Genomic DNA, 21374 nt, shown 5'->3' on the forward strand with positions numbered 1-21374 from the left:
TCCTGCGCGGAACTGGGAGACACACCCGCCCTAGTGGAACAGGAACGTCAGCTTCTCCAGCGAGATCTCCTCGCTGGAGAAGACGACGTACAGGGCCCGTACGCCGTCAGCCGGCGCGAGGGTCGCGACCTGGTCGGTCCAGGTGTGGCGGTGACCGGTCGGCGGGACGTCGATGGTGCCCAGCAGGGTCCCCCGCAGCGGGTCGTCGAGCCTGAGTTCGAGCGTCGCGGATCGGGCGTGCTCGGACGCGACGGTCGCAACGCAGCGACCGGGTCCGGCTGACAGGTCGACGTCCTCGAAGAGCAGCCAGGCGCCCGCTTCCAGCGACCGGACGGCGTCGCCGCGGACCGGCGTCGTATCGGTGAGCGTGACCGCGCAGTACTCGTCGAACGCCGTCGCGGCCAGCGGTCCGCCGCTGATCGCGCGCGGCGGGATCCGTTCGCCGTGCACGTCGAACGCCGCTGTCAGCCGGGTGTCGGTGCAGAACCGGCCGACCAGGACGCTGTGCCGGGCGGTTTCGACGCAGCGCCGGTTGCGGGTGACGTCGAAGAACGCCAGCTCGGCGGCCGGCAGCTCGAAGTGCACCTGAATGCTTTCGCCCGCCGCCAGCGAGACCCGCCGGAAGTCGCGCAGCTGACGCAGCGGCTGCTTGGCACGGGACCGCTGCTGGTGCGTGTACAGCTGGACCACCTCGCGGCCGGCTCTGGACCCGGTGTTCGTGACGGTCAGGCTCACCTGGAGCACACCGTCGGCGGGTACGGAGGTCGAGCACAGCCGCAGGTCGGAGTACGCGAAGGTGGTGTAGCTCAGGCCGTGGCCGAACGGGTAGAGCGGCCTGCCCCGGTAGTACAGGTACGTGGCGTCGGTGGCGACGATGTCGTAGTCGAGCAGGTCGGGCAGGTCCGCGGCGGACCGGTACCAGGTCTGCGGCAACCGGCCGGACGGGTCCGTGTCGCCGAACAGGACGTCGGCCAGCGCCCGGCCGTACTCCTGACCGCCGTGCGCCGACCAGAGCAGCGCGGGCAGGTGCTCGTCGGCCCACTCGACCGAGAACGGGTAGCTGCTCGACATCACCAGCACCGTCCGGGAGTTGGCCGCGTGCACGGCCCGGACCAGCCGGTCCTGGCCGGCCGGCAGGTCCAGCGCCTCGCGGTCCTCGGTCTCCCGGCCGTTGACCAGCGGATGGTTGCCTGCAACAACGATTGCGACGTCGGCGCGGGCGGCCAGCTCGGCGGCCACCGCGGCGCCGTCGACGAGCGTCACCACGGCGAACGCCGTCGCGGAGTCCGCGTCCTCGGCGGTCGCCGTCACCGACCCGTCCGGCTGCACGGTCACGAAGCGGCCGCTGTTGCGGTGCCGGAGCACCGCGCTGGTTTCGCCGGCGGGGCAGAGCTCGAAGGTCTCGTTGACCTCCCAGGTGCTCGGGCCCGGGTGGTCGGCTCTCAGCACACCGCCATCGGTCACCGTGACGTACGACCCGGTCTGCACCGACCGAAGCGTCCAGGCCGCGCCACCCCAGTCGAAGAGATCGAACCCGCCGGACGGACCCAGCCCCAGGACGCCGTCCTCGCCCGCGCTCAGGCAGCCGCCGGGCACGCGGAGCTCGACCCGGTCGACGCCTTCGCAGAACTCCACGGCCTCCGCGCCCAGCCGCTCGACCAGACCGTCACGGGCGGTCACGCGGTACGGCAGGGTGCCGGAGTACCAGTCCTCGTAGAGGGTGTCGGCGAGCGGGCCGACGATCGCGACCCGCCGGGTGGTCGCGGGGTCCAGCGGCAGCACGTGGCACTCGTGCTTGAGCAGCACGATCGACTGCCGGGCCGCTTCCTGCGCGAGCTGCCGGTGCTCGGGGCAGCCGACGACCTCGTCGTCCAGGGCGGCGTACGGGTCGAGCTCGGGCGGGTCGAACTCGCCCAGCCGGAAGCGCACGGCCAGTGCGTGCCGGACGGCCTGGTCGATGTCGTCCTGGGTCAGCAGACCACGGTCCAGAGCGGCGGTCAGGTGCCGCGTCGACGGTCCTGCGTCGTTGTCGTCCTGCGTGAAGCTGTCGACCCCGGCGCAGAGCGCGGCCGCGTACGCCGTCGGCCCGTCGGCGTAATACCGCTGGAGCTCGTACAGGTTCGCGGGCGCGCCGGCGTCGCTGACCACCAGCAGGTCGTCCTCGGTCCAGCTGCGCAGGGCGTCGTTGATCAACGGGCTGAGGTGGGCGGGCCGTCCGTTCACCAGGTTGTACGACGGCATCACCGCGACGGCCGCACCGGCCGCGATCGGGGCCCGGAAGGCCGGCAGTTCGTAGTCGTGCAGGACGCGCGGCGGCAGGTTGCTCGACGTCGTGCAGCGGTCCGTCTCGTTGTTGTAGGCGAGGAAGTGCTTGAGCGTCGGCGCGGTCTTCAACGGGCCGGGCGCGGTCCCGGTCAGCCCCTGGCCGTAGGCGACGGCCAGCAGCCCGGTGAGCCAGGGATCCTCCGAGTAGCCCTCCTCGTTGCGGCCCCACCGCGGATCGCGCAGCGGGTTGACCACCGGCGCCCAGACGTTCAGGCCGACCTGGGCGGGATCACGGCGGTGGAACGCCCGCACCTCGTCGCCGATCGCCGAGCCGACGGCCTGCAGCAGCTCGGTGTTCCAGCTGGCGGCGAGGCCGATCGCCTGCGGGAAGACGGTGGCCGGGCCGAGCCAGGCGACGCCGTGCAGGGCTTCGGTGCCGGTCCGGAAGGACGCGACGCCGAGCCGGGGAACGGCGGCCTGGTGCTGGTGCAGCAGCCCCAGCTTCTCCGGCAGCGTCAGCCGGTCGAGCAGATCGCCGATCCGCTCGGGCAGCTTGCGGGCCGGGTCGCGGAACGGGGGAGGGGAGGAGTCGGACGACGGGGTGGGCGGCGTACTGGGCGGCGTACTGGGCGGGGAGGTGCTCATCGTGATCGCGCTCCGGGGCACTCGGCCGTCTGCCGACGGAAAGGCGGTCGAAGCGCTTCGACGATGCGCCTCCGCACAGCGGAGGAGAGGGGCGAGCCGTCGAAGCGCTTCGATCAGAAGGTGTCTGAGAGGGTCGCACCCTGCGCACGGCCGGTCAAGATCTCAGCCCGGATCACCGCGCACCAACCGGAATGGACCAGGCGTCGCCGTCGGTTGGCGACCGCTGGTCAGAGCGTGGGGATCGGCAGGCGGCCTGAGTCGAGGCGGTCGAGAGAGCGGGCGACGGCGCCGATCGACGTCGCGTCGTGGCCGAACGTCGACACCACGACCCGGCAGCGGCCGCTCACCGTCACCAGGGCGCCGTCGGCCAGCTCCTGCTCGATCGCAGGCACCAGCCAGCGGCCCAGCCCGGCGTACGACCCACCGAGCACCACGAGCTCGGGGTCGAGCAGGTCGACCAGCACCGAGATGCCCCGCCCGAGCAGACCGCCCACCTCCGCGAGGGCTTTGAGGGTGGCGGTATCGCCCTCCTCGGCCCGCCGGACCAGCTGCTCCGTGCGCAGCTGGGGATCGGTCTCCGGCGCGTCGGCCGGCTCGAGCCGGGCCAAGATCGCAGGCATGCCGGCCACCGCTTCCAGGCAGCCCCGTCGCCCGCAGCCGCAGACCGGGCCGTCCGGCTGGATCCGCAGGTGGCCGATCTCCCCGACGTACCCGTGGTGCCCGCGCAGCGGACGGCCGTCGCAGATCACGCCCGCCCCGACGCCGGTCTCGCCGGACAGCTGGATCAGGTCGGCGGTGCCGGCGTGGTCGCCGTACCGGTGCTCGGCCAGGGCGCCGAGGTTGGCGTCGTTGTCGACCATCACCGGGAACGCCGGCCGGCCGAGCGCGGCGATCAGGTCGCTGCGCAGCGGCACGTCCCGCCAGCCGAGCCCCGCGGCCAGCACGACCGAGCCGTCGTGGTCGATCAGCCCGGGCGCGCCCACGGTCAGGCCGAGCACGTCGCGGCCGGAGGAGTGCACCGCGGAGATCGCGCGGCGGGCCAATGCCGCCAGCGCGGCGATCGTCTTGGCCGGGCTCGCCTCGGGGCCGGGGCCGGACCGGTGCCAGCGCAGCAGCTGGCCGCCGGCGGAGTCGTAGGCGATCGCGGTCAGCCCGCGCACGCCGACCTCCATCCCGATCGCCGCGTACGCCGAGCCGTCGAGCACCAGCAGGGTGGCCGGCCGGCCGACGTGGTTCTGGGTCTGCTCGGTCTCCCGGGCCAGCCGCTGGGCGATCAGCTCGCCGACGATGCTGGTCACGGTCGCCTTGTTCAGGCCGGTGCCGGAGGCGATCGCCGCCCGCGAGCAGGGCGCGTTCGCCCGCAGGAAGCCGAGAACGGCGGCCAGGTTGGTGGCGCGGACGTCGGTGTGGTCCGCGGTGTGAGGGGTCAAGGTCGTCCTCTTCGGCTCGGTCGGGGCGGTGACTACGCCCACCGACAGTTCTACACCTTGTGGCACGTTCGGTCGTGAGCTAATTTGTTTGGCTACCAGCCCAACTAATCCTACCTCGGGGCGGCCTCCCGTCCCAGTCGAAAGGACTCCCGTCGTGATCGGACCCGCAGGCGGCTCCACGAACCGCCGGACCTTCCTTTCCCTGCTCGGCGCCGGCGCGGCGGTCGCGGCCGGCGGCAGCACCCTGACCGCCTGCTCCAACGACGGCGCCAGTCCCGGCACCGGTGGCCGGGCCGAGAGTGAGGACAAGCTCACCGCGCTGCTGCCGGCGTTCGTCGGCTACGAGCCGGTCAAGCCCGATCTGCCCGGCAGCAACGGCGCGTCGCCCGGCTTCACGAAGTACCCGGCGGAGCTGAAGCGGGCGCTGCCGGACAAGCCGGTGACCAGCGGCAAGGAGGTCAGCGCGATGACCCCGCTGTGGGGCCCGCTGCCGCCCGGCCTCGGCAACAACTCCTACTTCGACGTGAACAACGAGCGGATCGGTGCTCCGGTCCGCTTCAACGTGGTCAACGGCAACGAGTACGGCGACAAGCTCGGGCCGATGCTGGCCGCCGGCAACGTTCCCGAGCTGCTCTGCATCCCGGGCTGGGAGATCTCCGGGCTGACCCGGTTCAGCCAGGCCGTCGACAAGCTGTTCGAGGACCTCACGCCCTACCTTGCTGGTGACAAGGCGGCGGCGTACCCGATGCTGGCCAACCTGCCGACCCGTGCCTGGGCGTACGGCGTGTGGAACTCGCAGCTCAAGGCCGTGCCGTACCCCGGCACCGGCATCCCGTGGGCGTTGTTCTACCGCAAGGACCTGTTCGGAAAGCTGGGCGCCGAGCCGCCGAAGAACATCGACGACGTGCTGGCCCTGGGCAAGGAACTCACCGACGCCAAGGCGAACCGGTGGGCGTTCGGCTCGATCGTGGACGAGATCGCCCGGGCGTACGGCGCGCCGGCGAACTGGCGCAAGGACTCCAGCGGCAAGCTCGTGCACAAGATCGAGACGCCGGAGTTCGAGGAGGCGGTGGCCTTCACCCGCAAGCTGTTCCAGTCGGGCTACGTGCACCCGACGGTGGTGGGCAACGCCGCCGCCGACCAGAAGCCGTTGTTCGAAGGCGGCCAGATCCTGGTCTACCAGGACGGCCCCGGCTCGTGGTCCGAGGCACTGCAGCGGCAACTGCCGGTCAATCCCCGGTTCGACATGCAGCCGGTGATGCCGTTCGCGCACGACGGCGGCGAGGCGATCGTCTGGAGCGGCGACCCGGCCGGCATCTTCACGTTCGTGAAGAAGGGCCTGGGCGAGCAGCGGGTCAAGGAGCTGCTCGGCGTGCTCAACTACACCGCCGCGCCGTTCGGCACCGAGGAGTACCAGCTGGCCGCCTACGGCGAAGAAGGCAAGCACTACACCAAGGAGAGTTCCGGTGCGCCCAAGCTGACCGCGCTGGGCACCAAGGAGGTCGCCAACACCTACATCTTTCTCGGCGGCCGGCCCACCGCGATCACCCAGAGCCAGTACCCGGGCTACGTCGAGGGCATGAGCGCCTGGGAGAACGAGTGCTGCAAGCGGTTCGACAAGAACCCGTTCGAGGGCATCCGGGTCGAGGCGCCCTCCAAGCTGGCGGCGCTGAACCAGCCCTTCGACGACAAGCTGCAGGACATCTTCCGGGGCCGCCGGCCGGTCGCGGAGCTCAAGACGGCGGTCCAGGCCTGGCGCTCCGGCGGTGGGGACGAGGGCCGGGAGTTCTACGCGAAGGTGCTCAGTGACAACGGTCGATGAGGTCCGGACGCCCACCGCGCAGCAGCCCGCGCCGGCGCCCGGCCGGTCGCGGGCCACCCGGCCGAACTGGCGGCTGCGGTTCCGGCGCGACTGGCCGCTGCTGCTGATGGTGGCGCCGGTGATCGTGCTGCTGCTGCTCTTCCACTACCTGCCGACGCTCGGCAACGTGATCGCCTTCCAGGACTACTCGCCGTACGTCGGGATCCGCGGCAGCGAGTTCGTCGGGCTGGCCAACTTCCAGCGGATGTTCAGCGAAGGCGCCTTCTGGTCGGCGCTGACCAACACGCTGACGATCACCGCCTTCCAGCTGGTGTTCTTCTTCCCGATCCCGATCCTGCTCGCGCTGCTGCTGAACAGCGTGCTCTCGGTGCGGGTGCGCACCTTCATCCAGGGCGTGGTCTACCTGCCACACTTCTTCTCCTGGGTGCTGGTGGTGTCGCTGTTCCAGCAGATGATCGGCGGCGCGGGCCTGCTCGCGCAGAGTCTGCGCTCGAACGGTTTCCAGGCCGTCGACCTGATGACGAATCCCGACAGCTTCATCCTGCTGGTCACCGCCCAGGCGGTCTGGAAGGACGCCGGCTGGGGCATGATCGTCTTTCTCGCCGCGCTGAGCACGATCAACCCGGCGCTCTACGAGGCCGCGGCGGCCGACGGGGCGAACCGCTGGCGCCGGATGTGGCACATCACCCTGCCCGGCCTGCGACCGGTCATCGTGCTGCTGCTGATCCTGCGGCTCGGCGACGCGCTCACCGTCGGTTTCGAGCAGTTCATCCTGCAGCGCAACGCGGTCGGCGCCGGCGCGGCGGAGGTGCTGGACACCTACGTGTACTTCGAGGGCCTGCTGGTCGGGGACTTCGGGTACGGCGCAGCCGCCGGACTGTTCAAGGGCCTGGTCGGCCTGGTGCTGGTGCTGGCCGCCAACAAATTCGCCCATCTGGTGGGCGAGCAGGGGGTGTACTCACGCTCATGAGCTCACAAGCCGTCAAGCCGCCGGCCGGCCTGCTGCCCAGGCGCCGCCACCCGGAACGACCGATCTGGGAGGAGGAGCCCACCCTGCTCGGCCGACTGGGCAAGCCGGTCGTGCTGGCCCTGGTCTTCCTGGTCATCGCGTTCCCGCTGTACGTCGTGGTCGTCACCAGCTTGTCCTCCACCGAAGCCGTCACCCGCGCGGGCGGACTGGTCGTCGTCCCGCGGGAGCTGACGCTCGCGGCGTACGTCCAGCTGCTCTCCGGCGGCGTAGTCACCCGGGCCCTGGTGATCAGCACCGTCATCACACTCGTCGGTACGGCGTTCAGCCTGCTGATCACCGTGCTCGCGGCGTACGGGCTGTCGCGGCCGGGCTCGTTGTGGCACCGGCCGCTGCTGTTCGTCGTACTGCTCACGTTCCTGTTCGGGCCGGGCATCATTCCCAGCTACCTGCTGGTGAACTCGCTCGGCCTGATCGACAGCTACGCCTCGCTGATCCTGCCGACCGCGATCTCGGCGTTCAACCTGATCGTGATGCGCGCGTTCTTCATGGGCATTCCCGGCGAGCTGATCGACAGCGCGCGGATCGACGGCGCCGGCGAGTTCGCCGTGCTGACCCGGATCGTGATGCCGCTGTCGAAGGCCGTGGTCGCGGTGGTCGGACTGTTCTACGCCGTGGGTTACTGGAACGCCTTCTTCAACGCGATGCTCTACCTCAACGACAACACCAAGTGGCCGTTGCAGCTGGTGCTGCGGACCTACATCGTGCAGGCCCAGGTGCTGCCCAGCGGCGCCGGCGGAGTCACCTCGACGCCCGCACTCGGCCTGGCGCCGGCGCCGAGCCTGGCGATCAAGATGGCCATCGTGGTGCTCGCCGTGATCCCGGTGCTGCTGGTCTACCCGTTCATTCAGAAGCACTTCACCAAGGGCGTCATCATCGGCGCGGTCAAGGGCTGACAAGCCCTTCGAAAGGAGTGAGATGACGCTACGGCGCAGGCATTTCCTGGCCCTCGGGGCCGGAGCCGCGGCGGTCGCCGCCGTGCCCGGGCCGGCCGGCGCGACCGGGCAGCACGGGGTGGCCGGGCAGGACGAGGCGGCCGGGCAGCAGGGGAGGGGCGGCCGGTACCGCTGGCGCAACGTCGAGATCGTCGGCGGTGGTTTCGTCACCGGCATCGTGCACCACCCGAAGCGGCGCGGGCTGGTCTACGTCCGCACCGACATCGGCGGCGCGGCCCGCCTGGACCCACGGACCCGGCGCTGGGTGCAGCTGCTCGAGTGGGTCGGCTTCGAGGACTGGAGCCTGACCGGGGTGGAGAGCCTGGCCCTCGACCCGCGGGACCCGTCCCGGCTCTACCTTGCCGTTGGCACCTACACGAACGACTGGTCGCCGATCAACGGCGCGATCCTGCGCTCGTCCGACCAAGGCCGTACCTTCCGGCGGACCGATCTGCCCTTCAAGCTGGGCGGGAACGAGCCGGGCCGGTCGATGGGCGAACGGCTCGCGGTCGACCCGCGCGACGGCCGGGTGCTGTACTTCGGGACCCGCAACCAGGGCCTGTGGCGCAGTGCCGACCGCGGCGAGACCTGGGCCCGGGTGGACAGCTTCCCCACCGCCGGTACGGCGGGACTCGGGCTGGGCTTCGTGTTCTTCGATCCGCGCGGCAGCCGGCCCGGCCGTCCGACCCGGACGATCTATGTCGGGTCCACCGACCGGAACGATCCGGTCTGGCGCAGCGACGACGCCGGACGAAGCTGGTCACCGCTGGTCGGACAGCCGACCGGGCTGTTGCCGCACCACGGCGAGCTGGCTCCCGACGGACACCTCTACCTGACCTACGGCGACCTGCCCGGCCCGTACGAGATGTACGACGGTGCCGTCCACAAGCTCGACCTGGCGACCGGCCGCTGGACCGACATCACGCCGCTGCGGCCCAACACCGGCGGCGAGGCCGGCTTCGGGTACGCCGGGCTGGCCGTCGACCCGCGCCGGCCGGGCACGGTGATGGTGGCCACGATGAGCCGGTGGGGTCCGGTCGACGACGTCTTCCGCACTGTCGACGCAGGAGCCACCTGGCACTCCATCGGGGAGCGGATCGTGCTGGACACGTCCGGGGCGCCGTACCTGGACTTCCACGGCACGCCGAAGCTCGGCTGGATGATCGGCGACATCTCGATCGACCCGTTCGACTCCGACAAGGTGCTCTACGTCACCGGCGCGACGATCTTCGGCACCGACGACGTGACGAATGCCGAGGCCGGTCGCAGCACGCACTGGTCGGTCCGGGCGCAGGGGCTGGAGGAGACGGCCGTGCTCGACCTGATCAGCCCGCCGTGGGGACCGCCGCTGATCAGCGCGCTCGGTGACATCGGGGTCTACCGGCACGACCGGTTGGACGTCGTACCGCCGGACGGTCAGGCGTCGAACCCGGTCAGCGGCACGTCACCGAGCTTGGACTATGCGGCCAGGTCCGAAGGCTTCGTCGTCCGGGTCGCGTACGGCGAGAGCCTGCAGCGCGGCGCCTACTCCACCGACGCCGGGAAGAGCTGGCAGCCGTTCGCCGGCGAGCCTGCCGGATCCACGCAGCCCGGCAAGATCGTGGTGAGCACCGATGCCCGGACGATCGTCTGGGTGCCGGGAGACGTTGTGCCGCACTACTCCCGCGACCGGGGCGCGAGCTGGTCACCAGTGACGGGGCTGCCACAGCAGGTGGCGGTCGTCGCCGACCGCGTCGACGCTAGCCTGTTCTACGCGTTCGACCCGGCCACCGGTACGGCGTACCGCAGTCTCGACGGCGGGCGGAGCTTCTTGCCTACAGCAACAGGTCTGCCGGTCGGCGGCGGTAAGCTCGAAACCGTCCTGGACCGGGTCGGCGACTGCTGGCTCGCTGCCGGTGCGGGCGGTCTGCACCGCTCGGTGGACCGAGGGCTGAGCTACCAGCAGATGACGACCATCCAGGAGGCGCTGACGGTGGGATTCGGCAAGGCGGCGCGCGGCCGCCGGGAGATGGCGGTCTACACCTCGGGCAAGGTGGACGGGGTGTGGGGCATCTTCCGGTCCGACGACAGCGGTGGCCGGTGGGTCCGGGTCAACGACGACCGGCACCAGTACGCCTCCACCAACGATGCGATCACCGGCGACCCGAGGGTTTTCGGGCGGGTCTACGTGTCCACCAACGGTCTCGGCATCCCGTACGGAGAACCGGTATGACGGGTCTGTACTTCGGCGGCGACTACAACCCCGAGCAGTGGCCGCCGGAGGTGTGGAAGCACGACGTCGCGCTGATGCGGCGGGCCGGGGCCAACCTGGTGACCGTCGGAGTGTTCGCCTGGTCCAGCCTCGAGCCCGAGCCGGGACGGTACGAGTTCGGCTGGCTCGACCAGGTGATGGACCTGCTCGCCGAGGGCGGGGTGCAGGTGGACCTGGCCACGCCGACCGCGTCACCGCCGCCATGGTTCAGCCTGCGGCATCCCGAGGCCTTGCCGGTGAACGCTGACGGGACACGCCTGACGCACGGGAGCAGGGACACGTACTGCGCCTGCGCACCGGCGTACCGGGAGGCGGCGGCGGGGATCGCGCGAGCACTGGGCGAGCGGTACGCCGGGCATCCCGCGCTGGCGATGTGGCACGTGCACAACGAGTACGGCACGACGTGTTACTGCGACCATGCTGCGGAGGCCTTCCGGCGGTGGCTGCGCGACCGGTACGGCGACCTGGATCGGTTGAACGGGGCGTGGACGACGGCGTTCTGGAGTCAGGGGTACGCGAGCTGGGAGGAGGTCCGGCCGCCCCGCGCCACGCAGTACCTGGTGAATCCGACGCACGCGCTGGACTTCCGGCGGTTCTGGTCCGACGAACTGCTCGCCGCGTACCAGGAGCAGCAGCAGATCTTGCGGGCCTTCACGCCGGACCTGCCGATCACCACCAACTTCGTCTTCGGCGCCTGGGTCCCGGTCGACCACGCGCGATGGGCCGCCGAGGTGGATCTGGTTGCCATCGACCACTATCCCGGCGACCCGGGGATCGGCGCGGAGCAGCAGACGGCGCTCGGGGCGGACCTGGCCCGGTCGTGGGCCGGCGGCCGGTCCTGGCTGCTGATGGAGCAGGCGGCCGGGTCCGTGAACGACGGGCAACGCCTGCACACCAAGGAACCCGGGCGGATGACTCGGCACAGCCTGGCGCACGTCGCCCGCGGCTCGAAGGGTGCGCTGTTCTTCCAGTGGCGGGCGTCGCGGGGCGGGGCCGAGATGTGGCACTCCGCGCTGGTCCCGCACGCCGGTGCCGAGACCCGGAGGTTCCGCGAGGTCGCCGAGCTCGGGGCGTTGCTGCCGCGGCTCGCCGAGCTCGAGCAGAGCGCGGTGCAGGCCGACGTCGCGGTGCTCTGGGACGTGGAGTCCTGGTGGGCGATGCAGGCGACCCACCTGCCGTCGTCGGAGCTGGACTACCTCGCCGCAGTGCAGGCCGCGCACCGGCAGTTGTGGGCCACGGGGGTCGGGGTGGATCTGCCTGGGCCCGCGGCCGACCTCTCGGCGTACCGGCTGGTGGTGGTGCCGAGCCTGTACCTGGTGTCGGCCGAGGCGGCCGCCTCGATCGCGCGGTACGTCGAGGGCGGCGGACATGTCCTGGTGACGTACTTCAGCGGGATCGTGAACGACGACGCGCAGGTCTGGCTCGGCGGGTATCCGGGTGCGTTCGCGGACCTGCTCGGGATTCGCGTCGAGGAGTTCCACCCGGCCGCCGAGGTCGAGCTCGCATCGGGTGCGCGAGGGCGGATCTGGAGCGAGGACGTGCAGCTGGCCGGTGCCGAGGTGATCGATCGGTACGCCGGTGGTGTGCTGGACGGATCGCCGGCCGTCACCCGGAACGTGTACGGCGAGGGCGTCGCCTGGTACGTGTCCACTCAACTCGAGGACGACGCGTACCGCGCTGTGCTGGAGCAGGCAATGCGCGGAGCAGGCATCGAGCTGCCCGAACTGCCCGCAGGGGTCGAACTGGTCCGGCGTCGCGCGGACGGCACGACCTGGTCCTTCCTGATCAACCACGGCGACGAGGAGGCCGTCGTACCGGTTGACGGGGTGGATCTGGTGTCCGGTGCGGAGGTTCGGGGCAGTGTGACCTTGCCGGCCGGCGGTCAGGCGGTCGTGCGCTCGGTGTGAAGCTCAGTCCGCGCCGGAAGCCGGGGCGGCGCAGGTGCTCGCGCGGGCGGTCAGCCGGGCGGGGACCAGAGTCACCCCGGCCGACGTCCCGCCGTCGAGCTTGGCGATCAGGGTCTCGACCGCCTGCTGGCCGATCTCGTCGGCGGGCAGCGTGACGGACGACAGCTGCGGGACCTGTCGCTCGGCCACGTCGTCGGCGCAGATCGCCATCAGCGACATGTCCTCGGGCACCCGGCGACCGAGCCGGCGCAGGACGTCGAGCAGCGGGCCGATGATCGGCTCGTTCTGCACCACCAGGCCGGTGATGCCGGGCTGCGCCTCGAGCAGCTCGCGGACCGTGCCGAGCACCGCGTCGAAGGTCGGCTCGCAGGGCGTTTCGATGCCCACGACACCCCGTCGCTCGGCCGCGGCCTGGAAGCCGGCCAGGGTGCGGTGCGCGAAGCCGGTCTGCCGCGCGTAGACGGCGGACGGCGTACCGAGCAGGGCGATGCTGTGGTGCCCCAGGTCGGTCAGGTGGTCGACGCACTGCTCGGCGGCGGCGAAGAAGTCCAGGTCGATGCAGGTCAGGCCCTCGGTGTCGGCCGGGATCCCGATCAGCACCGACGGCATCGGCAGCTCGCGCAGCAGCGGCACGCGTTCGTCGTGCAGCTCGACGTCCATCACCACCAGCGCGTCCACGAGCGCGCTCTGCGAGACCCGCTCCAGCCCCGACCGTCCCTCGTCAGCGGTCAGCAGCAGCACGTCGTGGTCGAAGCGGCGCGCGGTGGTGACGACGGCGGTGGCGAACTGCATCAGCACCGGGACGTGCATGCCGGCCCGCAGAGGGATCACCAGGGCGAGCACGTTGGACCGGTTCGAGGCGAGCGCGCGGGCACTCGCGTTGGGCCGGTAGCCCAACGCCCGGACAGCCTCCTGCACGCGGTCGCGGGTCTCCGACGAGATCGACCGCTTGCCGCTGAGCACGTACGACACCGTGCTCGCCGCCACCCCGGCGTGCCGCGCGACGTCGGCGATCGTGACGATGGCTGGCCTCCTTGGTTCTCCACCGATCGAAGCGCTTCGACCTGTCCGCTCACAGCGTCGAGCGCCACCCGTCTCCTGTCAAGACCACGTCGCCGGTCGCCCTGATCTTTTGTCTGCCATTGACCACGGATAAACCCGGTGGAACAGTGGTCCCACTCCGTCGCCGGGTGCGACGGAATTCATTCGTCGATTCGACATCGAATTCGACGGCCATCCTCCGGAAAAGACGCTTTCCTGCCTGTCGAATAACTGTCGAAGCGCTTCGACAGTTCATCGAGAGGCGTCGCCCCGGAACTCGTGGGAAGGATGAACGATGAGGACACGTTCCTGGCGGGCGCTGGTGGCGCTCGTGACGCTGCTGGCGGGACTCGCCGCCACCACCCTGCCGGCCAGCGCAGCCACCTGGCAGTCCAGCGACAAGTGGGCCACCTGGTCGAACGGCGGCTACACCGTGCGCAACAACATCTGGGGCGGCGGGGCCGGCCCGCAGTCCATCTGGGCCAACTCGTACAGCAACTGGGGAGTCTGGGCCAACCACCCGAACACCGGCGGGGTCAAGTCGTATCCCCATGCCGGCCGGGCGATCAACAAAAGAATCAGTGCCCTCGGCACCTTGACCAGCAGCTTCAACGTGAGCCGGCCGGGCAGCGGGGCGTACGCGACGGCGTACGACATCTGGGCCGGCAACAACGCTTACGAGATCATGCTCTGGATGAACCGGCAGGGTGCCGTCGGGCCGATCGGCAGCCGGCAGACCACGACCACCGTCGGCGGTCACACCTGGGACGTGTACCGCGGCAGCAACGGTGCGAACGAGGTGTTCTCGTTCGTCCGGACCGGCAGCACCAATGCCGGCACGGTGGACCTGAAGGCGGTGATGAACTGGATCCGGAACCGCGGCTGGATCGGTGACGTGACGATGGGCGAAGTGCAGTTCGGATTCGAGATCACCTCGTCGAGCGGCGGCCTGAATTTCGCCACCAACAGTTATTCCGTCACCTCGTCCTGACCGTCGTTCGGCGGGCGGCCCGGTAGTTCGTCGATGGTGCCGGTGATGGTCCACAGCAGGTTGCGGAGCAGGCGCCGGTCGTCGGCTGAGATGCCGGCCAGCGCGCGGTCACCGGCCTGCGCGTGCAGGCGCTGCACGGTCCGGGCCACCTCGGCGCCCTGCTCGGTCAGCTCGATGGTGACCTGGCGGGCGTCCGTGGTGGTGTTCTTGACCCGGCGGACGAGGCCCGCCGCCTCCATCCGCTGCGTCGTCCGGGTGGCGGTCGGCACCTCGACGTCGAGCACCTTGGCCAGCCGGGCGACCGGGAGCGAGCCGAAGTGCAGCAGCTTGGCGAGCACGATCTCCTGGCCGGTGTGCACGCCGGTGCCGGCCAGCTCGTCGCCGATCGCCTTCCGGGCGGCGCGATCGGCGAACCGCAGCGCGATCAGCACGTCCCCGCCGCTGGCCGGGGCGTCGGGGTCCCACCGCAACTCCTTGCCCGGCTCGGTCGTCTGCTCCGGCAGGACCGAGTCGGGTTCGGACGAGGAGGGCAACGTCACATCGTGCTCCGCGGGGCGTACGGGTTACGGGCGTCGAGGTCGCCGATGTAGTCGGTCGGGATGGCCGGCTCGCCGCGGCTGAGCTGGCTCGCGCTGCGGGGGAGCTCGTCGCGGACCTTGAGGTGGTGGGCCTGGGACTCGGCCGGGGTGGTCCGGCCGATGATCTTGCCCGCCTCGACCAGCGGCCGCAGCAGCATCCGGTCGTCACCGTCGTCCACCGGCAGCTCGCCGACGCCGATCAGCTCGACCTCGGCGACGCCGTTCGCGTTCCGCCGGCGCAGCGCGTACTTGCGGCCGCCGATCGAGATCTTGTCCGGGCTCTTCTTCGCCACCGGGACCATCGTGGCGTCGGCGTCCTCGCGGGCGACCAGCTTGTAGACGAAGCCGCAGGTCGGGTACCCGCTGCCGGTCACCAGCGACGTGCCCACGCCGTACCCGTCGACGGCGGCCGGCGCCAGCGCGGCGATCTGGAACTCGTCGAGGTCGCTGGTCACGATGATCCGGGTCCTGGTCGCGCCGAGTGCGTCGAGCTGCTCGCGGACCTGCCCGGCCAGCGACGGCAGGTCGCCGGAGTCGAGCCGGACCGCGCCGAGCTCGGGCCCGGTCACCTCGATCGCGGTCCGCACCGCCTCGGTCAGGTCGTAGGTGTCGACCAGCAGCGTCGTCCCCTTGCCCAGGGCATCGACCTGGGAGACGAACGCGTCCCGCTCGGTGTCGTGCAGCAACGTGAACGAGTGCGCCGCCGTACCGGCGCTCGGGATGCCGAACCGGCGGGCCGCCTCCAGGTTCGACGTGGTGGCGAAGCCGCCGATGTACGCCGCCAGCGCGGACGCCACCGCGGCCTCCTCGTGGGTACGCCGCGAGCCCATCTCGATGCACGGCCGGCCGCCGGCCCACCAGGTCATCCGCGACGCCGCCGAGGCGACCGCCGAGTCGTGGTTGAGAATGGACAGGAAGACGGTTTCCAGCAGCACCGCTTCGGCGAAGGTCGACTCCACCACCAGGACCGGCGAGCCGGGGAAGTAGATCTCCCCGTCGGCGTAGCCGGCGATGTCGCCGCTGAACCGGTAGTCGGCCAGCCAGTTGCAGGTGGCCCGGTCGACCACGCCGCGGTCGGCGAGAAAGCCGATCACGTCGTCGTCGAAGCGGAACCGGTCGAGCGCGTCGAGCAGCCGGTTGACGCCGGCCACCACGCCGTACCGGCGGCCGTCCGGGAGCCGGCGGGCGAACAGTTCGAACACCGAGCGGCGGTGTGCCGTACCGTCGGCCAGGCTGGCCTGCAGCATGGTGAGCTCGTAGTGGTCGGTGAGCAGAGCGGTCGAGGAGCTCGCCGCGGGGTGCACAGGACTGGTCACAAGGGCAGCCTATTGCGAGACCGGAACCCGGAGTGGAGACAATGGGCAGGTGACCACCGCACCGAGCGAACTCGACAGCCCCGAAGTCGACGAGGCGATCGAGCTGAGCCCACCGTGGGTGACGATCGTCTGGAACGACCCGGTGAACCTGATGGACTACGTCACGTTCGTCTTCCAGACCTACTTCGGCTACTCCAAGCAGAAGGCGGAGAAGCTGATGATGCAGGTGCACGAGGAGGGGAAGTCGGCGGTGTCCAGCGGCAACCGCGAGGCGATGGAACGCGACGTCGAGGCGATGCACTCCTACGGCCTGTGGGCCACCTGCGAGAAGTCGTGACGCGGTTCCGCAGGCGCCGCAAGACCGTCGTCGTCAGCTTCGCCGAGCACGAGGCCGACATCCTGGCGAACCTGCTGCGCAACCTGATCGAGTTGCTGTACGACGGCATGCCGCCGCGCGCCACCGAGTCGGCGGACCCGCTGGCCGCCCTGCTGGACAACGACGGCCCGACCGCGCCGCCCGAGGACGTCGTCCTGCAGCGCCTGCTGCCGAACGCGTACTCCGGCGACGACATGGCCGCGGCCGAGTTCCGCCGGTTCACCGAGCGCGGGCTGCGCGCCGGCAAGGCCGCCGACGCCAAACGCGTGCTGACCGCGCTGGAGAACCATCCCGACGACGGCATCCCGCTCGAGCCCGACGACCAGCTCGCCTGGCTGCGCGCGATCAACGACCTCCGGCTGGCCATCGGCACCCGCCTGGACATCAAGGAGGAGGACGACTACGCCGTCTGGGAGAAGCTGCCCGACGACGACCCGCGCCGCCTCACCTACGACTTGTACGACTGGCTCGGCTACCTCCAGTCCGCCCTGCTGCACAACATGCGCTGAGCCGGTCCACGCGAACACGCCCTAGGGTCTGAGGTATGGAGAAGCGGACGTTGGGGCGTACGGGGCGGGATGTCGGCGTGGTCGGGCTGGGGGCCTGGCAACTCGGCGCCGACTGGGGTGAGGTCGGCGAGGACGAGGCGCTCGGCGTCCTGCGGGCCGCGGTCGAGGGCGGCGTCACGTTCATCGACACCGCCGACGTGTACGGCGACGGGCGCAGCGAGCGGCTCGTCGGGCAGGTGCTGAAGGAGTACGACGGCCTCACGGTCGCCAGCAAGATGGGCCGGCGGGTCGAGCAGCGGCCGGAGAACTACTCGCTGGACAACTTCCGGGCCTGGAACGACCGGTCGCGGGAGAACCTGGACGTGGAGACGATCGACCTGGTCCAGCTGCACTGCCCGCCGACCGAGGTGTACGCCACCGACGCGGTGTTCGACGCGCTGGACACGCTCGTCGAGCAACGGCGGATCGCGGCGTACGGGGTGAGCGTGGAGACCTGCGCGGAGGCGCTCACCGCGATCGCCCGGCCGAACGTGGCGTCGGTGCAGATCATCCTGAACGCGTTCCGGCTGAAGCCGCTCGACGAGGTGCTGCCGGCCGCCCGCGAGGCCGGGGTCGGCATCATCGCCCGGGTTCCGCTGGCCAGCGGGCTGCTGTCCGGCAAGTACGACGAGAACACCACCTTCTCCGCCGACGACCACCGCACCTACAACCGCCACGGCGAGGCCTTCGACGTCGGCGAGACGTTCTCCGGCGTCGACTTCGGCACCGGCCTGGAAGCGGTCCGCCGGCTCGTCCCCTGGCTGCCGGCCGGCGTCACGATGGCCCAGTTCGCGCTGCGCTGGATCCTCGACCAGCCCGGCGTCTCGGTCGTCATCCCCGGCGCCCGCAACCCCGGCCAGGCCACCGCCAACCTCGCCGCCGCCGACCTGCCCCCACTCACCGCCGACCAGCTCGCCGCCGTCCGCGACACCTACGACCAGCTCGTCCGCCCCCAGGTCCACGCCCGCTGGTAGTCCACATAGTGGACCGAGTCCCGCGTTGGCGGGGGCGGTCCGGCGGCCCCCGTACCGTGGGTGTCGTGCTGATCATCGACTCCGCGACGTACGACGCGATCGTGGCGCACGCCCGGCGGGATCATCCGGACGAGGCGTGCGGGGTGGTGGCGGGCCCGGTGGGATCGGACCGGCCGGAACGGTTCATCCCGATGCTGAACGCGGCCATGTCGCCGACGTTCTACGAGTTCGACTCCGGCGACCTGCTCAAGCTCTACCGGGAGATGGACGAGCGGGACGAGGAGCCGGTGGTGATCTACCACTCCCACACCGCGACCGAGGCCTACCCGTCCCGGACCGACATCAACCTGGCGCAGGAGCCGGGGGCGCACTACGTGCTGGTGTCGACCCGCGACGGCGCGGACTCGCCGTCGTACGACGGGCCGGTGGAGTTCCGGTCGTACCGGATCATCGACGGCGCGGTGACCGAAGAGGAAGTCAAGGTCGTGGCGGCCTACGGCAATCTAGGAGACAACTGACATGGCGATCGAGCTGCGCGTCCCGACGATCCTGCGCACCTACACCGGTGGCGAGAAGGCGGTGAGCGGCGCCGGCAGCACGCTGGCGGAGTTCATCGACGACGTCGAGGGCAACCACCCGGGCCTGAAGGAGCGCATCGTCGAGGGCGACCCGGCCGAGCTGCGCCGGTTCGTCAACGTGTACGTGAACGACGAGGACGTCCGGTTCACCGGCGGTCTGGCGACCGGGGTGAAGGACGGCGACGTGGTCGTCGTGCTGCCGGCCGTCGCCGGCGGCTGATCTTTCCCGACCCCACCACCCGCCAGGAGCACCCGACCATGCGTTTCGACAGCCTGCTGGACTCGATCGGCGGTACGCCGCTGGTCGGGCTGCCCAAGCTCTCGCCGTCGGCCGACGTCCGGCTCTGGGCCAAGCTGGAGGACCAGAACCCGACCGGCTCGATCAAGGACCGGGCCGCGCTGCGGATGCTGCTCGACGCCGAGAAGGAGGGCCGGCTCCGGCCCGGCGCCACGATCCTCGAGCCGACCTCGGGCAACACCGGGATCGCGCTGGCGATGGCGGCCAAGCTGCGCGGCTACCGGATGGTCTGCGTGCTGCCGGAGAACACCTCCGAGGAGCGCCGGCAGATCCTGCGGATGTGGGGCGTCGAGATCATCTCCTCGCCCGCGGCCGGCGGGTCGAACGAGGCGGTCCGGGTGGCCAAGCAGGTCGCCGAGGAGCACCCGGACTGGGTGATGCTCTACCAGTACGGCAACCCGTCGAACGCCGCCGCGCACTACGACGGCACCGCCCGGGAGATCCTCGCCGACCTGCCGTCGGTGACGCACTTCGTCGCCGGTCTCGGCACCACCGGCACGCTGATGGGCGCCGGCCGGTTCTTCCGCGAGCACAAGCCCGAGGTCCGCATCGTCGCCGCCGAACCCCGGTACGGCGAACTGGTCTACGGCCTGCGCAACCTCGACGAGGGCTTCGTGCCCGAGCTGTACGACGCGTCACTGATCGACGCCCGCTTCTCGGTCGGCCCGCGCGACGCCGTCCGCCGGGTCCGCGAGCTGCTCGACAACGAGGGCATCTTCGCCGGCATCTCCACCGGCGCGATCCTGCACGCCGCGCTCGGCCAGGCGGCCAAGTGCGTGCGCGACGGCGAGGCCGCCGACATCGCTTTCGTCGTCGCCGACGGCGGCTGGAAGTACTTGTCCACCGGCGCCTACGAAGGCACCATCGACGAGGCCGAAGACCGCCTCGAGGGCCAGCTCTGGGCCTGACTGCCCGCTGCGAGCAGGCGCAGGCCGCACGGGATCAGGTCTTGAAGAGCACTTTGCGTCCTAACCGGGGATGGGTGCCGCGGCCCTTGCAGCTGTTGCAGGGCCGGGTGGCGTAGCTGAACAGCGTGCCGCGGTGCCGCCCGGCGCCCTTGCAGCGCCCGCACTTCGCGTTCGGGTGCAGCGACAGGGAGATCAGGTAGACGGCGAAGCCGGCGAGCAGCAGCAGGAACAGCATGCCGGTCGGGCCGAGAGCCGTCGCGATGTCGGCGGCGGTGCTGTCGGCCTGTGCGTCGGCAACCTGGCCGGCGGCTTGCCCGGCCGCGGCGTTCGTCGGTTGCGGATTCGGTGCTGCGGTGGAGCCCAGAGCCACCGCGATGTGGACTGCCAGGTTCATGGCGTCGCGAGGGGCGGTCGGAAATACATCGCTCCAGAGTGGCGTGCGTCACGTGAGATTGCAATTCCGCAGAGTAAAGATGTGGACAACTCCGGCGTGTCGTTCTGCGGGGTGTGGGAAGCCCTGGTTGCCGGCTGCCCGCTGCCGGTCCTGTCGGCGCCATCGCCTAGTCTTCGAAGCGTGGCAGACGCACCCATCGGCATCTTCGACTCCGGCTTCGGCGGGCTCACCGTCGCCCGCGCCGTGCTGGACCAGCTCCCGCACGAGCCGATCCTGTACCTGGGCGACACCGCCCGCCAGCCGTACGGCCCGAAGTCCATCGCCGAGGTCCGCGAGTACGCGCTGGAGTGCCTGGACCACTTGGTCGAGGCCGGCGTGAAGGCGCTCGTGATCGCCTGCAACTCCGCCAGTGCGGCGATGCTGCGCGACGCCCGTGAGCGCTACGACGTACCGGTCGTGGAGGTGATCCTGCCGGCTGCGCGGCGGGCCGTCGCCGCAACCCGCAACCAGCGCGTCGGCGTCATCTGCACCCGCTCCACAGCCGCCTCGCTCGCGTACGACGACGCGTTCGCCGCGGCACCGCAGGTCGAGCTGACCACCCAGGCCTGCCCCAAGTTCGTGGACTTCGTCGAGTCCGGCGTGACGTCCGGCCCGGAGCTGCTCGCCGCCGCCCACGAGTACCTGGATCCGCTGGTCGAGGCCGGCGTGGACACGCTGATCCTCGGCTGCACCCACTACCCGTTGCTGACCGGCGTGATCTCGTACGTGATGGGCGACGAGGTCACCTTGGTGAGCAGCGCCGAGGAAGGCGCCAAGGACGTGTACGGCGTACTGACCAAGGCCGGACTGCTGCGTGACAACACGTTGCCCGAGCCCCGGCACCGCTTCGTCACCACCGGCGACCCGGCCGACTTCGCCGCCATCGGATCGCGCTTTCTCGGTCCGGTGATCAGCTCGGTCGACCAGTTCGCCTGGGTGCGTTGACGGCAGGATGACCAGGTGGTGACGGGGGTGACGCGGCTCGCACCGGATGTTGTCGTCGGCACCGGAAGGCGACGCCGGGTGCGCGGAATCGCCGCTGTGCAACCGG

General features: G+C 70.7%; 19 protein-coding genes. 13 read left to right on the forward strand and 6 right to left on the reverse strand.

Annotation, left to right across the window (positions count from 1 at the left end; all coding sequences use genetic code 11):
• Nucleotides 1-30: 30 nt before the first annotated feature.
• Together KFLA_RS09010 and KFLA_RS09015 are read right to left on the reverse strand one after the other, a co-directional pair.
• The gene (locus KFLA_RS09010) at nucleotides 31-2910 is read right to left on the reverse strand and encodes a glycoside hydrolase family 3 C-terminal domain-containing protein (RefSeq protein WP_012919475.1); all 2880 of its coding nucleotides are present in this window, start codon (nucleotides 2908-2910) and stop codon (nucleotides 31-33) included.
• A gap of 227 nt (nucleotides 2911-3137) precedes the next feature.
• Complete coding sequence (locus KFLA_RS09015; RefSeq protein ID WP_041289911.1) at nucleotides 3138-4340, reverse strand: ROK family protein; 1203 nt, start codon at nucleotides 4338-4340, stop codon at nucleotides 3138-3140.
• A 154-nt stretch (nucleotides 4341-4494) separates the two neighbouring features.
• On the opposite strand from KFLA_RS09015, the gene KFLA_RS09020 reads away from it, so the two are divergent.
• Genes KFLA_RS09020 through KFLA_RS09040 form a run of 5 tightly spaced genes read left to right on the forward strand, consistent with a single transcriptional unit; the run spans nucleotide 4495 to nucleotide 12282 of the window.
• Nucleotides 4495-6162 carry an extracellular solute-binding protein gene (locus KFLA_RS09020; protein ID WP_012919477.1) on the forward strand — a complete coding sequence of 556 codons (1668 nt, stop codon included), beginning with the start codon at nucleotides 4495-4497 and terminating at the stop codon, nucleotides 6160-6162.
• Nucleotides 6146-7132, forward strand: a complete 987-nt coding sequence (locus KFLA_RS09025) for an ABC transporter permease (protein ID WP_012919478.1) — start codon at nucleotides 6146-6148, stop codon at nucleotides 7130-7132. The genes KFLA_RS09020 and KFLA_RS09025 overlap by 17 nt, the downstream gene beginning before the upstream one ends.
• Entirely contained in the window at nucleotides 7129-8085 is a 957-nt protein-coding gene (locus KFLA_RS09030; RefSeq protein ID WP_012919479.1) for a carbohydrate ABC transporter permease, read from the forward strand. Before KFLA_RS09025 ends, KFLA_RS09030 begins: the two co-directional genes overlap by 4 nt.
• Nucleotides 8086-8107: 22 nt before the next feature.
• Entirely contained in the window at nucleotides 8108-10336 is a 2229-nt protein-coding gene (locus tag KFLA_RS37840) for a beta propeller repeat protein (protein WP_012919480.1), read from the forward strand.
• Entirely contained in the window at nucleotides 10333-12282 is a 1950-nt protein-coding gene (locus tag KFLA_RS09040; protein WP_012919481.1) for a beta-galactosidase, read from the forward strand. The genes KFLA_RS37840 and KFLA_RS09040 overlap by 4 nt, the downstream gene beginning before the upstream one ends.
• 3 nt (nucleotides 12283-12285) lie before the next feature.
• Here KFLA_RS09040 and KFLA_RS09045 read toward each other — a convergent pair whose 3' ends face one another.
• A complete protein-coding gene (locus tag KFLA_RS09045) occupies nucleotides 12286-13332 on the reverse strand; it encodes a LacI family DNA-binding transcriptional regulator (protein ID WP_337466622.1) in 1047 nt (348 codons plus the stop codon).
• A gap of 286 nt (nucleotides 13333-13618) precedes the next feature.
• Here KFLA_RS09045 and KFLA_RS09050 point away from each other — a divergent pair, with 286 nt between their 5' ends.
• On the forward strand, nucleotides 13619-14314 hold the full coding sequence (locus KFLA_RS09050) for a glycoside hydrolase family 12 protein (protein WP_012919483.1): 696 nt from the start codon (nucleotides 13619-13621) through the stop codon (nucleotides 14312-14314).
• Here the strand turns inward: KFLA_RS09050 and KFLA_RS09055 are convergent.
• The gene (locus KFLA_RS09055) at nucleotides 14293-14853 is read right to left on the reverse strand and encodes a MarR family winged helix-turn-helix transcriptional regulator (RefSeq protein WP_012919484.1); all 561 of its coding nucleotides are present in this window, start codon (nucleotides 14851-14853) and stop codon (nucleotides 14293-14295) included. The two genes, KFLA_RS09050 and KFLA_RS09055, sit on opposite strands and share 22 nt — an antisense overlap.
• Nucleotides 14850-16208 (reverse strand): nicotinate phosphoribosyltransferase, encoded by a 1359-nt coding sequence (locus tag KFLA_RS09060; protein ID WP_012919485.1) that lies wholly within the window; start codon nucleotides 16206-16208, stop codon nucleotides 14850-14852. Before KFLA_RS09060 ends, KFLA_RS09055 begins: the two co-directional genes overlap by 4 nt.
• 49 nt (nucleotides 16209-16257) lie before the next feature.
• On the opposite strand from KFLA_RS09060, the gene clpS reads away from it, so the two are divergent.
• From clpS to KFLA_RS09090, 6 genes are all read left to right on the forward strand, one after another.
• Nucleotides 16258-16545 (forward strand): ATP-dependent Clp protease adapter ClpS, encoded by a 288-nt coding sequence (gene clpS / locus KFLA_RS09065; protein WP_012919486.1) that lies wholly within the window; start codon nucleotides 16258-16260, stop codon nucleotides 16543-16545.
• The gene (locus KFLA_RS09070) at nucleotides 16542-17093 is read left to right on the forward strand and encodes a DUF2017 domain-containing protein (protein ID WP_012919487.1); all 552 of its coding nucleotides are present in this window, start codon (nucleotides 16542-16544) and stop codon (nucleotides 17091-17093) included. The genes clpS and KFLA_RS09070 overlap by 4 nt, the downstream gene beginning before the upstream one ends.
• Nucleotides 17094-17128: 35 nt before the next feature.
• The gene (locus KFLA_RS09075; RefSeq protein ID WP_012919488.1) at nucleotides 17129-18106 is read left to right on the forward strand and encodes an aldo/keto reductase; all 978 of its coding nucleotides are present in this window, start codon (nucleotides 17129-17131) and stop codon (nucleotides 18104-18106) included.
• 65 nt (nucleotides 18107-18171) lie between these two features.
• Complete coding sequence (locus tag KFLA_RS09080; RefSeq protein ID WP_041289218.1) at nucleotides 18172-18624, forward strand: M67 family metallopeptidase; 453 nt, start codon at nucleotides 18172-18174, stop codon at nucleotides 18622-18624.
• Nucleotide 18625: 1 nt separating this feature from the next.
• Entirely contained in the window at nucleotides 18626-18904 is a 279-nt protein-coding gene (locus KFLA_RS09085) for a MoaD/ThiS family protein (RefSeq protein WP_012919490.1), read from the forward strand.
• A 38-nt stretch (nucleotides 18905-18942) separates the two neighbouring features.
• Nucleotides 18943-19890 (forward strand): PLP-dependent cysteine synthase family protein, encoded by a 948-nt coding sequence (locus KFLA_RS09090; RefSeq protein ID WP_012919491.1) that lies wholly within the window; start codon nucleotides 18943-18945, stop codon nucleotides 19888-19890.
• Nucleotides 19891-19924: 34 nt separating this feature from the next.
• Here the strand turns inward: KFLA_RS09090 and KFLA_RS09095 are convergent, their stop codons facing one another.
• A complete protein-coding gene (locus tag KFLA_RS09095) occupies nucleotides 19925-20284 on the reverse strand; it encodes a hypothetical protein (RefSeq protein ID WP_012919492.1) in 360 nt (119 codons plus the stop codon).
• Nucleotides 20285-20464: 180 nt separating this feature from the next.
• Between KFLA_RS09095 and murI the strand changes: the two genes are divergently transcribed.
• The gene (gene murI, locus KFLA_RS09100) at nucleotides 20465-21268 is read left to right on the forward strand and encodes a glutamate racemase (protein ID WP_041289219.1); all 804 of its coding nucleotides are present in this window, start codon (nucleotides 20465-20467) and stop codon (nucleotides 21266-21268) included.
• The last annotated feature ends 106 nt before the right edge of the window (nucleotides 21269-21374 follow it).

Origin of the sequence: Kribbella flavida DSM 17836, assembly GCF_000024345.1 — a bacterium.
Taxonomy (GTDB): Bacteria; Actinomycetota; Actinomycetes; order Propionibacteriales; family Kribbellaceae; genus Kribbella; species Kribbella flavida.